12 protein-coding genes are annotated in these 13,930 nt (G+C 53.9%); 7 read left to right on the top strand and 5 right to left on the bottom strand.

Features of this window, described 5'->3' with window-relative positions; genetic code table 11:
• Positions 1–204 precede the first annotated feature (204 nt).
• The 3 genes from F3J37_RS05730 to yoaA are packed head-to-tail and all read right to left on the bottom strand — an operon-like array spanning position 205 to position 3,522.
• Positions 205–801: a Slp family lipoprotein gene (locus F3J37_RS05730; protein WP_166932332.1), complete on the bottom strand. Its 597-nt coding sequence runs from the start codon at positions 799–801 to the stop codon at positions 205–207.
• 59 nt (positions 802–860) lie between these two features.
• A complete protein-coding gene (gene tsaB / locus F3J37_RS05725) occupies positions 861–1,559 on the bottom strand; it encodes a tRNA (adenosine(37)-N6)-threonylcarbamoyltransferase complex dimerization subunit type 1 TsaB (RefSeq protein WP_166932330.1) in 699 nt (232 codons plus the stop codon).
• 52 nt (positions 1,560–1,611) lie between these two features.
• Positions 1,612–3,522 carry a DNA repair helicase YoaA gene (gene yoaA / locus F3J37_RS05720; protein WP_166932328.1) on the bottom strand — a complete coding sequence of 637 codons (1,911 nt, stop codon included), beginning with the start codon at positions 3,520–3,522 and terminating at the stop codon, positions 1,612–1,614.
• Between the two features lie 123 nt (positions 3,523–3,645).
• On the opposite strand from yoaA, the gene F3J37_RS05715 reads away from it, so the two are divergent.
• The gene (locus F3J37_RS05715; protein ID WP_034828732.1) at positions 3,646–3,990 is read left to right on the top strand and encodes a RidA family protein; all 345 of its coding nucleotides are present in this window, start codon (positions 3,646–3,648) and stop codon (positions 3,988–3,990) included.
• 12 nt (positions 3,991–4,002) lie between these two features.
• Here the strand turns inward: F3J37_RS05715 and F3J37_RS05710 are convergent, their stop codons facing one another.
• Complete coding sequence (locus tag F3J37_RS05710) at positions 4,003–4,188, bottom strand: YoaH family protein (RefSeq protein WP_034828730.1); 186 nt, start codon at positions 4,186–4,188, stop codon at positions 4,003–4,005.
• 110 nt (positions 4,189–4,298) lie between these two features.
• Here F3J37_RS05710 and pabB point away from each other — a divergent pair, with 110 nt between their 5' ends.
• The 4 genes from pabB (at position 4,299) to pdeD (ending at position 9,565) form a co-directional block, all read left to right on the top strand.
• On the top strand, positions 4,299–5,657 hold the full coding sequence (pabB, locus tag F3J37_RS05705; protein ID WP_166932326.1) for an aminodeoxychorismate synthase component 1: 1,359 nt from the start codon (positions 4,299–4,301) through the stop codon (positions 5,655–5,657).
• A complete protein-coding gene (locus F3J37_RS05700) occupies positions 5,658–6,227 on the top strand; it encodes a CoA pyrophosphatase (RefSeq protein ID WP_166932324.1) in 570 nt (189 codons plus the stop codon).
• A 191-nt stretch (positions 6,228–6,418) separates the two neighbouring features.
• On the top strand, positions 6,419–7,783 hold the full coding sequence (locus F3J37_RS05695; RefSeq protein ID WP_166932322.1) for an L-serine ammonia-lyase: 1,365 nt from the start codon (positions 6,419–6,421) through the stop codon (positions 7,781–7,783).
• Positions 7,784–8,002: 219 nt separating this feature from the next.
• Positions 8,003–9,565 carry a cyclic di-3',5'-guanosine monophosphate phosphodiesterase PdeD gene (pdeD, locus tag F3J37_RS05690; RefSeq protein WP_166932320.1) on the top strand — a complete coding sequence of 521 codons (1,563 nt, stop codon included), beginning with the start codon at positions 8,003–8,005 and terminating at the stop codon, positions 9,563–9,565.
• A gap of 456 nt (positions 9,566–10,021) precedes the next feature.
• Here the strand turns inward: pdeD and F3J37_RS05685 are convergent, their stop codons facing one another.
• Entirely contained in the window at positions 10,022–11,587 is a 1,566-nt protein-coding gene (locus F3J37_RS05685) for a TerC family protein (RefSeq protein WP_034828721.1), read from the bottom strand.
• A gap of 511 nt (positions 11,588–12,098) precedes the next feature.
• Between F3J37_RS05685 and manX the strand changes: the two genes are divergently transcribed.
• On the top strand, positions 12,099–13,064 hold the full coding sequence (gene manX, locus F3J37_RS05680; RefSeq protein WP_166932318.1) for a PTS mannose transporter subunit IIAB: 966 nt from the start codon (positions 12,099–12,101) through the stop codon (positions 13,062–13,064).
• A gap of 57 nt (positions 13,065–13,121) precedes the next feature.
• A complete protein-coding gene (locus tag F3J37_RS05675) occupies positions 13,122–13,922 on the top strand; it encodes a PTS mannose/fructose/sorbose transporter subunit IIC (protein WP_034828717.1) in 801 nt (266 codons plus the stop codon).
• Positions 13,923–13,930: the final 8 nt, after the last annotated feature.

Here is a 13,930-nt window from a genome sequence, read left to right as displayed (position 1 = left end):
ATCACCCCGATATTCTTGTTGCGTAGCCATCGCCGCCTCTGCAATCAGTGTTGTTAACAATATTTTAACTGATTGTACCAGTTTGCCTGTTTCGGCATTTTCAGGTTGCGAAGCGCATCACTAAATTTCGCGCATCGGTTGCGCGCCCAATAAAAAAGCCCGGTCGCGAGCACCGCGACCGGGCCGTCAATTAATGAAGATGAATTATTCGGTCAGGATAGTTTCCACCTGCGCGGGACCGGTATTCATGTTCATCCCCCAATAAGGATTAGGCCCCCAGTAACCCGGATGACGACGCGTTGGCCCATACCAAATCCAGGGATCGATAGGCTGCGGTGGCGTCATCACCTGTTGAGTCAGGTGCCAGCGCTGATAGCCGCGCACATCCACCACCACAAAGTTGTAGCTGGCTTTACCAATCTCACCTTTTTCGGTGCCTTTGATATTACCCAGTACCGTGACGTACTGATTGTTCAGATCCACCGGATCAACAAAACCGCGAATGTCGGCAAAGATACGCCCAACCGATGCGGAACCTAAACGTGGCCGCGCACTTTCATCCAGCGGTTGGGTGGCAATTTCCAGGCGTGTGAGACCGGTCAGGTTAGTGACTTTCACCACTTTACCGCCAAAACGTGACTCCTGACCGACATACAGCTGCGGCGCATTCATCACGCGTAATAAATCTTGCTGTGGAAGTTGAGAACTCCCTTTAATGGAATCTGGCACCGAAACGCAGCCGCTGAGCAGCAGCGCGCAGGCTAACAGAGCGCCAGACATCCCTTTACGACTTATTGGCATAGCACTTCTCCTGTTATTTCTCAGTTAGACTGGGCGCTTACGGAATAGTTGCGTGGCGCTTAACGGCCCGGCAACTTTTTCCATGCCACTTCATTACGGAGGTAAACCGGCTCGGCATTCTCCACCGCCACCGACTCACCGCGCTGCCAGGCACTCAATGCCAGCGGCAGCATATCCTCCGCTGCTGGCAGCGTCACTTCTGTGGTCACTAAGGTTGCGCCCGTCGAGCTTAACAGATGCGGATAAGCCGCCCAGCCGGTGCCGACCGTTGCCCACTCGCCGCTTAGCTGGGCAATGCGCGCCTGCACATCTTCGGGTTTTAAAACGGCTTCCGAGTCCGCACCTTGCCATTCACCGTTGGCATCACGCTGATATTCGGCCCAGTAAACTTCGCCCATGCGCGCGTCGATGGCGGCCAGCACGCGGTTAGCGCCGCTTAAGCGCCATGCGCCCTGAGCCATAGTCGCGAGAGAAGAGACGCCGATCATCGGCAAGTTCGCACCCAACGCCAGCCCTTGCGCAATACCAATGCCAATGCGCACGCCAGTAAAACTGCCTGGCCCACGGCCAAACGCCAGCACGTCAAGCGCGGTCAGATCCAGCTGCTGCAACTGCAACAGCTCTTGTACCAGCGGTAAGATGCGTTGGGTGTGATCGCGCGGGGCGATTTCAAAGCGGGCATCGATCTGCTGCTGATTGAGCAGCGCGGCAGAACAGGCTTCTGTCGCCGTGTCCAGAGCTAAAATTCGGGCGGACATAACAACCTCTGAAAGTCAAAATGGCGCGCATCTTAACACAGCCTGGCACAAATTAGTGCTTCTCTGGCTGGCGGACGAAAGCGATGGCGCGCTGCAAATCGCGGGTACGCGGCGTGGGTGGCAGACTATTGAGGAACAACCCGCCATACGGACGCGATACCAGGCGCTGATCGCAAATCACCAGCACGCCACGATCGTCAGTATCACGAATCAAACGGCCAACCCCCTGCTTCAGGGTGATAACCGCATCCGGCAGTTGCACATCATTAAAGGGATCGCCGCCACGCAGGCGACAATCTTCCATGCGCGCTTTCAGCAGCGGATCTTCCGGCGAAGTAAACGGCAGCTTATCGATAATCACCAGTGACAGCGCATCGCCACGCACATCAACGCCTTCCCAGAAACTGCTGGTCGCCACCAGCAAGGCGTTGCCGGCCTCGAGGAACTGCTTCAGCAGCTGGCCTTTACTGGTTTCTCCTTGCAACAACACCGGCAAAGTCATCGAGGCACGAAATTCGGCGGCCAGTTCGCGCATCATCTTGTGCGAAGTACAGAGGAAGAAGCAGCGTCCTTTATTGGCATCGATCAGCGGTTTCATCATCTGTGCCAGCTTACGGGCACCGCCGGGTTGATTCGGTTCCGGCATATTGCGAGGCACACATAACAGCGCCTGCTGAGTGTAATCGAAAGGACTGTCGAGAATCATGGTGGTGGCTTTATCGACGCCTAATCGGCTGGAGAAGTGACTCATCTGCTCGTTCACCGCCAGCGTGGCCGAGGTGAATACCCACGCCGCTTTACGGTTATCCATCACTTCACGAAAACGTTCGGCCACCGATAGCGGGGTTAACGCCAGCGTAAAGTGGCGGCTGGTGCACTCATACCAGTAGCTAAAGCCGGGTTCATCAATGGCGCGCAGGCGTTTCAGTCGGGTGCGATACAGTGCCGCGCGTTCGAATGCCGCGTCCAGCAACGCCGAACGCCCCAGCGACAATTTGATGACGTCGTAGCAAAGCTCCAGCGCATCATCCAGCAGGGTCAACATGCGCATGATGTTGTTGTCGCTTAGCAGGTCACGCAGATTGCCGCGAAAACCCGGCTCGCCGAGCGTTAAACGGAAATCCTGCGCGCACTGTGCCAGACGGTCGGCTGATTTCTGTAGCTGCTGCACGTCGCGCACCTCAGTGCGATAGGCAATAATGATGTCTTTGGCGAGGTCCTGCAGTTGGCGGCTCGAAAGTTGCTGTCCAAAGTATTGACTGGCGATATCGGGTAACTGATGCGCTTCATCGAAGATCATCACATCCGCTTCCGGGATCAGCTCGCCAAAACCACCCTCTTTGACCACCAGATCGGCAAGGAACAGATGATGGTTCACCACCACCACATCGGCATCCATGGCTTTCTTACGCGCTTTCACCACAAAGCAATCTTTGTAGAGCGGGCAATCGCTGCCGAGGCAGTTATCGTTAGTGCTGGTGACAAACGGCCAGATCGGACTGTCTTCGGCGACGCCGGAGCAGCTGCTGACGTCACCATCCGAAGTTTGATTTGACCAGCTGCGCACGTTGATCAAATCCCCGAGCGCCTGCACAGTGAGATCGCCACCGGTTTGATTTTGCTGCTCCAGACGTTCGAGGCATAAATAATTGGAACGTCCCTTCAGCAGGGCGGTTTTACCGCTGAACTTCAGGGCACGAGCAATGGTGGGCAAATCGCGGTTATACAGCTGATCCTGTAGTGCTTTGGATCCGGTCGAGATAATGACCTTTTTTTTCGCACGCAATACGGGTGCCAGATAGGCATAGGTTTTACCGGTACCGGTGCCGGCTTCGACCACCAGCTCACCGCCCTTCTTCACCGCTTCCATGACCGCTTGCGCCATTTCACGCTGCGCGGCACGCGGTTTGAAACCTGGAATAGCCTGCGCCAGCGCGCCATCAGCTGCAAAATCGTCTGCCACACATCCTCACCGATTGGTCAAAAACACTGTAATTATGTCAGGATTCCCCTGAGGCGACCACAACAGATGACAGCGCCCTACAGGATATGGCAGGCTAGCGCAGCGAAATTACAGGAGAACACCATGACCATTACGCGTATTGATCCCGCACCCCGCATGTCAGAAGCCGTTGTGCATAACCAGACCGTCTATTACACCAGCGTGCCAGAAAATCTGGATGACGATGCCGAAGCGCAAACCGCCAACGCGCTGGCGGTGATTGACGCGATTCTGACCCGAGTCGGATCAGACAAAAGTAAGATCCTTGATGCCACGATTTTCCTGGTCGATAAAGCTGACTTTCCGGCCATGAACCGTGCATGGGATGCGTGGGTTTCACCTGACAACGCGCCAGTGCGTTGCACCGTGCAAGCTGACTTGATGAATCCGAAGTACAAAGTGGAAATCAAAATCATCGCCGCGCTGTAACCCTTTCTGGCGTTATTCGTCTTCTTCGTCGTCTTCGAACATCGCCCGAATCGATTCACCCTGATAGCTCTGGCGGATCTCGTGTGCCACCTGCGCAATCGCCTGACCACTCGCCATGCCACCCGCCATCAATTCCTGGATACGTTCCACAGCTTGCTGCTGCTGTTCATGAGATAAAGCCGGAAGACCTGTAAACATTATTTGCTCCTGGTGCAAAGGGGGACGCATTATTCCATGAGGAACAAACAGGTGCCAGCGACAAAAAAATGTGCCAGGCTACGCGCCTGCTTGTTGGATTAATTAGCCCGATGATCGTAAAAACCCTTAACCTGAAGTATACGCCGGATGCGCTGTTGCACCGTTTTTCTGCGCTTGCTCATCGTCCCTGGGCGATGTTGCTCACCTCTGGACATGCCGACCATGCCGATAATCGTTTTGACATTTTAACGGCGGATCCCCTTGCCACGCTTACCACGCGCGGCGACATGACGGAAATCGACTGTGATGGCAAGGTGATCCTCTCCGCCGATGATCCACTGTACCTGGTGCAGCAACAGTGCGAAATGCTGGGAGCGACTCCACTGTTTGATGCTGATCTGCCTTTCCAGGGCGGCGCGCTGGGTTTGTTTGGTTATGATCTGGGACGCCGCTTTGAAATCTTACCGCAGCGCGCTGAGCAGGATCTGACAACGCCGGATATGGCAGTCGGCATCTACGATTGGGCTTTGATCGCGGATCATCATCAGCAAAAACTCACCCTGATTTCACTCACCGATGCCGGGCAACGCTGGCAGTGGTTGCAGGCACAAGCGATTCCGCAGCCTAAAGCTTTTGCGCTAACCAGCGACTGGCAGTCAAACCTTAGTTTTGATGAATATGCCGCGCGTTTTGCACAGGTTCAACATTACATTCAGGCCGGTGATTGCTATCAGGTGAATCTGGCGCAACGCTTTAAGGCTCGCTATCACGGTGACGAGTGGCTGGCCTTTTTACGACTCAACCGCGACAACCGCGCGCCCTTCAGTGCATTTATCCGCTTGCCTAAGAGCGTCATTCTTAGCCTGTCACCGGAACGCTTTCTCTCATTGCAGCAGCAGGAGATTGAGACCCGACCGATTAAAGGCACTTTGCCACGCTTAGCCGATCCAGAAGCCGATCGCTTGCAGGCTGAGAAACTGGGCCATGCGGAAAAAGATCGCGCCGAGAACCTGATGATTGTCGATTTGCTGCGCAATGACATTGGCCGCGTGGCAGAACCTGGTAGCGTTAGCGTCCCTGAGTTGTTTGTCGTGGAACCTTTCCCGGCGGTGCATCATCTGGTGAGCACAGTACGAGCGCGACTGCCTCAACATCTCGGCGCAACCGATCTCCTGCGCGCCTGTTTCCCCGGCGGCTCCATTACCGGTGCACCAAAAATTCGCGCTATGGAAATTATTGAGGAACTGGAACCGCAGCGCCGCAACGCCTGGTGCGGCAGCATCGGTTACATCAGCCTGTGTGGTCGCATGGATACCAGCATCACTATCCGCACGTTAATCGCTGAAAATCAGCATCTTTATTGTGCGGCAGGTGGTGGCCTGGTGGCGGACAGCGATGTGGAGCTGGAATATCAGGAGACCTTCCACAAGGTCAATCGTATCTTGCCCAGCCTGAGCGGCGAGGTTTAAATGAGCCTGACGCTTGACCAGTTTCTGAACCGCTTTGTCATGCAACCCCCTGTGAGTGCGCCCAAAAGCGTTATCTGCGGGCGACGGGCGGCTGTACTGGTGCCCGTAATAGACGGTGCTGAGCCCGGGTTGCTGTTGACGCGTCGCTCATCACATTTACGCAAGCATGCCGGTCAGGTGGCGTTCCCGGGTGGGATGCAGGATGTAACGGATAATTCGCTCATTCACACCGCACTGCGTGAGGCCGAAGAAGAAGTCGGCATTCACCCCGCTCAGGTTAGCGTCGTGGGTGTCTTACCGCCCGTGACCAGCAGCACCGGTTTTGCCGTCACGCCGGTGGTCGGCATTATTCCCGCGGACCTACCTCTCAATATTAATCCTGACGAAGTGGAAAGCACCTTCGCGATGCCGCTGGCAGAAGCCCTGCGTCTCAGTCGCTACAGTGGACTCACCTTGCGCCGTGGTCATCGTCAGCATCAGGTGTGGTTATCGTGGTATGAGGATTATTTTATCTGGGGCATGACCGCCGGGATTATTCGCGCATTAAGTCAGCAAATCGCCCTTCCCTGAGTTCCGCGCTGCATGTTACTTCCGCCATAAACTCGATCCACTTCACAACCGCAGAATGGGATAACTATTTCTGTGGCTTATAATTAGTTTATTTCATGCGAAAAGCTGCTCGCTGAGTCACGCGGGCGATTACTATTAGCCGCATAAACGGCCTCAGCCGTACAGAATAAGATTTGTGAGGAGTGTCACCGGTGATTAGTGTTTTTGACATGTTCAAAGTGGGCATTGGCCCATCCAGTTCACATACCGTAGGTCCGATGAAAGCGGGCAAGCAGTTTGTTGATCTGCTGGCCGAACAGGGCAAATTGCAAGACGTGACGCGCATTGCCGTCGACGTCTATGGCTCGCTGTCGCTCACAGGTAAAGGTCACCATACCGATATCGCCATCATTATGGGGCTGGCCGGCTTTGAGCCCGCCACCGTGGATATCGATAGCATTCCCGCTTTTATTAAAGACGTCGAGCAGCGCGAGCGCCTGCTGCTGGCGAACGGTGCACGTGAAGTCGACTTCCCACGCGAAGGCGGCATGGTGTTCCGCAGCGAAAATCTGTCGTTGCATGAAAACGGCATGACGGTTTTCGCCTTTGCCGGCGATCTGTTGATCCTGACCAAGACCTACTACTCCATCGGCGGCGGATTTATCGTTGATGAAGAGCATTTCGGCCAATCCGTACTGGATGAGGTCTCGGTGCCGTATGCGTTCAACTCTGCCAAAGAGTTGTTGAGCCACTGCCATGAAAGTGGATTGTCCCTTTCCGGTTTGGTGATGAAAAATGAGCTGGCGCTGCACAGCCGTGAAGACATTTATGCCTATTTCGGCAACGTCTGGCATACCATGCAGGCCTGTATCGATCGCGGCTTAAATACGGAAGGCGTATTGCCGGGTCCACTGCGCGTGCCGCGCCGCGCTGCCTCGTTGCGTCGTTTACTGGTTTCTTCTTCCAAGCACTCCAATGACCCGATGAACGTGATTGATTGGGTCAACATGTTTGCCTTAGCGGTGAATGAAGAAAATGCCGCCGGTGGACGTGTGGTCACCGCGCCAACCAACGGCGCCTGCGGTATCGTGCCTGCGGTGCTGGCCTATTACGATCACTTTATTGAGACCGTGACGCCGGACATTTTCATCCGTTACTTCCTGGCTTCGGGTGCCATTGGCGTGTTGTATAAAATGAACGCCTCGATTTCAGGTGCTGAAGTGGGCTGTCAGGGCGAAGTCGGTGTGGCCTGTTCGATGGCTGCCGCAGGCCTGGCGGAATTGCTCGGCGCCAGCCCGGAGCAGGTGTGTGTCGCCGCTGAAATCGGTATGGAACATAACCTGGGATTAACCTGTGATCCGGTGGCAGGTCAGGTGCAGGTGCCGTGTATCGAACGTAATGCTATCGCCTCAGTGAAAGCCATCAATGCTGCGCGCATGGCGTTGCGCCGTACCAGTGAACCACGTGTTTCACTGGATAAGGTGATCGAAACCATGTACGAAACCGGTAAAGACATGAATGCCAAGTATCGTGAAACCTCACGCGGCGGTCTGGCGATCAAAGTTCAGTGTGACTAACCAGACATGCTGAAAAAATAATCAATTAGATATTTTTCTGCATCTCACGCTACCTCCAAGTGAGTAAACCAGATACATTAATTTGCGCGCGGCCCTTAGTGGCCGCGCTGTTTTTTAGTGCCGCTTTTTTTCTCTGCGGTGCGCTAAACCTGGCCGCCTCAATGCCGATAACCTACACGTTAATTTGGCTTCAATTTTTGTTTTGCAAGGTGGTTACTGATGCTCATTCCCCAGCAATTTGTCGGTCAATTCCGCCGTAAGCGTTTGCTTATTGCGTTGGTGATCGCGGCGCTGGTTCTGATTCTCACGCTGACTTTTCGTTATATCGAAGAGAAATCGCGTATTGAGCAGCAGTCCCTGAATTTTGCCAGCCGCGCCATTGAGCGCTTTGACCGTATGTTCTCCCCGCTGGATGTCTCCGCCAATAACACGCTTGGGCTGGTTGGCGTGCCTTGCGCGCAAGTTCGCTATCCGTTGATCGAAAAGATCTCGTCATTGCAGACCGTGCGCACCATCCTGCTGGTGCAGGACGACAGTATTTACTGCTCCAGTATTTATGGCCCGCGCAATATTTCGTTTAGTCAGACCTATCCGGAGTTGGCGATTAATAATCAGCGCATGATGCTGACCACCGATAATTACCTGCTGAAAGGCTCACCGGTCTTGCTGCTGTGGACACCCAAATCGCTGGATAATCGCGATGGGCTGCTGCAGGTTATCAATGTGGAATTGATGACAAATTATCTGCTGGAGCCGCAGTTACCCTGGGTCGAACGGGCTATTTTTAATGTCGGCGGACAGAGTCTGGAATATGGCAATCCGTTGATTGAAGAGACAGTGCCATCGGAAGATGAAGTGGCTTTTGATCAGGCTTCACTGCGTTACCCCTACAGCATTACCTTGTATGGCCCTTCTCCGGCACGTCTGGCGTTGCATACGCTGCCTTCCCAATTGCCGCTCGCAGTGTTGCTGAGCTTGCTGATGGGTTATATCGTTTGGTTAGCCACCGCGAACCGCATGAGCCTCAGCTGGCAAATCAGCTATGGCATTACCGCGAATGAATTTATGGTTTACTGTCAGCCGCTGATCAATGCCAAAAGTGGTGAGTGCGATGGCATGGAGTTGTTGCTGCGCTGGCACAATGCGCGTCAAGGCTGGGTTGCGCCGGATGTGTTTATCCCGCTAGCTGAGCGTCAGAACCTGATAGCACCACTGACGCGCTTTGTGTTAGCCAAAGTGGTGAATGAGTTGCCTAACCTGCCGCAATGTTCTTCTTTTCATATTGCGATTAACGTTGCCGCCAGCCATTTCCGCGATCGTGCGATTGTCGAGGATCTGCAAAGTATCTGGTGGCCCGCTAACCCGCTGCCGAAGCTGGTGGTCGAGTTGACCGAGCGCGATGCGCTGCCGGTGATCGATCAATCCGTGGTGTCGCAACTGCATGAGATTGGCGTGCGCCTGGCGATTGATGATTTCGGCACCGGACACAGTTCCCTCGCTTACCTGAAAGACCTGAAGCCAGACGTGCTAAAAATTGACAAGATTTTCACTGCGGCCATCGGTACCGACGCGATTAACGCCACGGTGACAGATATGGTGATTTCGCTGGCGCAGCGTTTGAACATTGCGTTAGTGGCTGAGGGTGTGGAAACCGCGGAGCAGGCACACTATCTGCGTGAGCGCGGCGTGGATCATTTACAGGGCTATTATTACGCCCGTCCAATGCCCATCGAAGATTTCCCTGTGTGGCTGGAGCAGCATCAGGCGCATCTTAGGGCCTGATGTTGGGTTGGATTGTTGTGTCTGATGCTGAGTTGGATTGCTCTGTTTGATGGTGCGTTCGATTGCTATGCCTGGTGGTGCGTTCCAGCCGGTAAAGGGGGATGTTCCGTAAAGACGGCGTGAATACATCCCTGTAGCCTCGGACGCCGCATCCCTGCGGCGTACGCTTTACTCCTCATCCCCCTTTACCGGCTTCATGTGGCATTTTTGCGGTCTGCATAGCGCTGTACCTGGAATGGGTCAATCGCGTTGTGCGTTCAACCTATTCGTTCATTACCTATTTCTCAGTGTGAGTGTGAAAGGTGTCAACGCCATTTATGGCGAAACACTTACTGCTTAATCACATCTCCCTCAGTGAGTGAGTAAAATGTGCCAACGCTATTTAGGACGGGTCACAGAAATAAAAAAGGCCGATATCGTGGATATCGGCCTTTTCGATGACAATTAACTTAGCGCTTACGCCTCATGCTCTTCATCTTCATGCGGCTTATCTTTGGTTACGCGCACCAGGTCGATACGATAATCCGTAGCCTCAATGATTTGGAAATGCAGCGGCGGCAGGTCGATGATCTCACCAGGCTGCGGCAGTTGGCCTTTCTGGGCAATCAACAGACCCGCCAGCGAGGCATGATCTTCTTCCCGATCCACCAGCTCATGGTGGTCGAGCAACTGCTGCAGTGAGTGCAGATCGGTACCGCCCTTCACTAACCAGCCATCACCATCCGCGATAATATCGGGCGTTTCATCTTCATCCGGGAACTCACCGGCAATCGCTTCCAGCACGTCCAGTGGGGTAATCAAACCTTGCACCACACCAAATTCGTTGGTGACGATGACAAAGCTGCCTTTAGCGCGGCGCAGTACGCCCAGCAGGTTGATCGGATCCAGCGTTTCAGGCACCACTATCGCCGGAGTGGTAGCAGCAAACGTCGCCACGTCCATACCATGCTCCAGCGCCACCAGCAGTTCTTTAGCACGCACCACGCCGATGATCTCATCCAGCTCACCGCGACATACCGGGAACAAACTGTGCGGCGTGTCGAGGAGCTGAATACGGATTTCATCCACCGGACGTTCAGCATCCACCCATGAGATATTGCCGCGTGGCGTCATGATGCTACGAATGGAGCGCTGTGACAGCGTCAACACGCCGTTGATCATATAACGCTCTTCGTCTTTAAATGCTTCCTGTGGCATCGCCTGCGTCAACGAAGCTTCTTCAGTGGTTACCGGCTGATGACGCTGGCGACCGCCCATCAGGCGCAAGATCGCTTCAGCGGTGCGTTCTCGCATCGGCCGATGTTCCTGATGGCGAATAAAGTTACGACGCGCAATTTGGTTGAACAGCTCAATCACAATCGAGAAGCCAATTGCGGCGTACAGATAGCCTTTCGGAATGTGGAAACCGAAGCCTTCCGCCACCAATGACAAACCAATCATCAGCAGGAAGCTTAAGCACAGCACCACGACCGTCGGATGGGCATTGACGAAGTTGGTCAACGGCTTCGAAGCCAACAGCATCACACCCATGGCGATCACCACGGCGGTCATCATCACCGGCAGATGGTTGACCATCCCCACTGCGGTAATTACCGCATCAAGCGAGAATACCGCGTCCAGCACCACAATCTGGATCACCACGGCCCAGAAGCTGGCATAACCTTTGTTGCCCTGATGTTCCATGCCGCGGTTTTCCAACCGCTCATGCAGTTCCATGGTTCCCTTGAATAACAGGAACAAACCACCGAACAACAGAATTAAATCTCGCCCGGAAAAACTGAAATCGCCTACGCTGAATAGGGGTCGCGTCAATGTCACAATCCAGGAAATCAGCGACAGCAGGCCCAATCGCATCACGAGAGCGAGTGACAGACCGATCAAACGCGCTTTATCACGCTGTTTCGGTGGCAACTTGTCCGCCAGGATGGCGATGAACACCAGGTTGTCGATGCCGAGAACGATCTCCAGCACGATCAGCGTTAGCAAACCCGCCCAAATTGAGGGGTCGAAGAGAAATTCCATCAATGACTCCTTACAACACAGAGGGGCGAACGAGATTGAGCCTGCGCGGTGAAGCGAGACGAGAGATCGTTAGCAAATGAGGTCACGCTGAAGAGCGTTGTAGTGTGCGCCAGAAAGCGCTGAGAACATGTTGAGCGACGTCGGTGACGGTCCATATAGGTGAGCTGAAGCCCGATACTCCTGAATATTAAACAGAACGCTAATGTATCAGTTACATCAACAACGTCAAAAAATTTTATTACATTTACAAACAACTGCACAAACGCAGGAATAACGAACATAAATGCAATTTTGCAGCGTTACGCTCGAAATAGCTGACAAACATCACATAAATTATTTTTTCGCACACTAAAATAAATCGCGACCTTACTGCTGTGCAGCGGACAGTTTCGGAACATTTATTGATGCGACTCTTCATCTTAGACCTAAACGATCCACCTGAATCAACAACGGTAATTCTCAATGATTCCCGGCAATGCCAGAGAATCTCTCATGCGAACGGAGGTAGCAAGTGACCATTGCTATTGTAATTGGTACACATGGCTGGGCGGCAGAACAGCTGCTTAAAACAGCAGAAATGTTGTTGGGTGAGCAGGAAAATGTCGGATGGATTGATTTCGTGCCCGGCGAAAATGCAGAAACGCTAATCGAAAAGTATCAGGCGAGACTGGCAGAACTCGACACGTCGAAAGGCGTGCTGTTCCTGGTGGATACCTGGGGCGGCAGCCCATTCAACGCGGCCAGCCGCATTGTGGTGGACAAGCCGGATTATGACGTCATCGCCGGGGTGAACATCCCGATGCTGGTGGAAACCCTGATGGGCCGCGATGATAATCCATCCTTTGAGGAATTGATTCATATTGCCGTGGAAGCCGGCCGCGAAGGTGTTAAAGCCCTCAAGACCGAAACCCCTACCCCGGAAGCTGCAGCACCCGTTGCCGCACAAGCCCCGGCGCAACCGCAAAAGCCTTTGGCACCGGGCGAGCACATGAAGATCGGCCTGGCGCGCATCGATGACCGTTTAATTCACGGCCAGGTGGCAACCCGCTGGACCAAAGAGACCAACGTGACTCGCATCATCGTCGTCAGTGATGAAGTGGCTAATGACCATGTGCGTAAAACGCTGCTGACGCAGGTGGCCCCTCCTGGCGTGACAGCACACGTGGTGGATATTGCCAAGATGATCCGCGTGTGGAACAACCCGAAATATGGCCGTGACCGCGTGATGCTGCTGTTCACCAATCCAACCGATGTGGAACGGATTGTTGAACAAGGCGTGGATATCAAGTCGGTCAACATCGGCGGCATGGCATACAAACAGGGTAAAACCCAGGTCAACAACGCAGTTTCGGTCGATCAGAAGGACATTGAAGCCTTCCGTAAACTGAATGAACGCGGTATTGAGTTGGAAGTGCGTAAAGTTTCAAACGACCCAAGACTGAAAATGATGGACCTGATTGCCAAGGTCAATCAGTAGTTCGCTTTTGCCTGCGCTGGCGGGCGAATACTTGAGACCTTGCTGAGGAGAAAAGCAATGGAAATAACCACGCTACAAATCATCCTGATATTTATTGTGGCTTGTATTGCCGGGATGGGTTCGATTCTTGATGAGTTCCAGTTCCACCGTCCACTGGTGGCCTGTACCTTGATTGGTGCGGTTCTGGGTGACATGAAAACCGGTATCATCATCGGTGGTACCCTGGAAATGATCGCGCTGGGCTGGATGAACATCGGTGCGGCAGTTGCACCCGATGCGGCACTGGCCTCCATCATTTCGACCATTCTGGTTATCGCAGGTGGCCAAAGTGTTGGTGCGGGTATCGCACTGGCGATTCCACTGGCGGCAGCCGGCCAGGTTCTGACCATCATCGTCCGTACCATCACCGTTGCCTTCCAGCACGCTGCCGATAAGGCCGCCGAGAAAGGTAATCTGAGCGCCATCAGCTGGATTCACGTCTCTGCACTGGTATTGCAGGCGATGCGTATTGCAATTCCAGCCCTGATTGTGGCGATTTCAGTGGGTACCAGCGTGGTACAGGAACTGTTGAGCTCCATTCCAGAAGTGGTCACCAACGGTCTGAACATCGCCGGTGGCATGATCGTGGTGGTCGGTTACGCGATGGTCATTAACATGATGCGCGCAGGCTACCTGATGCCGTTCTTCTATCTGGGCTTTGTGACGGCGGCCTTCACCAACTTCAACCTGGTTGCTCTGGGCGTAATTGGTGTGGTCATGGCGGTGCTGTATATCCAGCTGGCGCCGAAATATAACCGTACAGCAGGCGCGGCCGCTGCCGGTCCTGCACACAATGACCTCGACAACGAACTCGACTAGGAACAGGT

This window comes from Candidatus Pantoea communis (assembly GCF_011752685.1).
Classification (GTDB): Bacteria; Pseudomonadota; Gammaproteobacteria; order Enterobacterales; family Enterobacteriaceae; genus Pantoea; species Pantoea communis.
Note: the sequence above shows the minus strand (reverse complement) of the source record. Positions and strands in the feature narration are given on the sequence as shown.

What these genes read in the sequence shown, in the direction of transcription:
- pdeD (WP_166932320.1), top strand. Translation starts at nt 8,003, where the DNA reads ATGCTCATTCCCCAGCAATTTGTCGGTCAATTCCGCCGTAAGCGTTTG.
- F3J37_RS05675 (WP_034828717.1), top strand. Translation starts at nt 13,122, where the DNA reads ATGGAAATAACCACGCTACAAATCATCCTGATATTTATTGTGGCTTGT.
- F3J37_RS05700 (WP_166932324.1), top strand. Translation starts at nt 5,658, where the DNA reads ATGAGCCTGACGCTTGACCAGTTTCTGAACCGCTTTGTCATGCAACCC.
- tsaB (WP_166932330.1), bottom strand. Translation starts at nt 1,559, where the DNA reads ATGTCCGCCCGAATTTTAGCTCTGGACACGGCGACAGAAGCCTGTTCT.
- F3J37_RS05715 (WP_034828732.1), top strand. Translation starts at nt 3,646, where the DNA reads ATGACCATTACGCGTATTGATCCCGCACCCCGCATGTCAGAAGCCGTT.
- F3J37_RS05730 (WP_166932332.1), bottom strand. Translation starts at nt 801, where the DNA reads ATGCCAATAAGTCGTAAAGGGATGTCTGGCGCTCTGTTAGCCTGCGCG.
- pabB (WP_166932326.1), top strand. Translation starts at nt 4,299, where the DNA reads ATGATCGTAAAAACCCTTAACCTGAAGTATACGCCGGATGCGCTGTTG.
- F3J37_RS05685 (WP_034828721.1), bottom strand. Translation starts at nt 11,587, where the DNA reads ATGGAATTTCTCTTCGACCCCTCAATTTGGGCGGGTTTGCTAACGCTG.
- F3J37_RS05710 (WP_034828730.1), bottom strand. Translation starts at nt 4,188, where the DNA reads ATGTTTACAGGTCTTCCGGCTTTATCTCATGAACAGCAGCAGCAAGCT.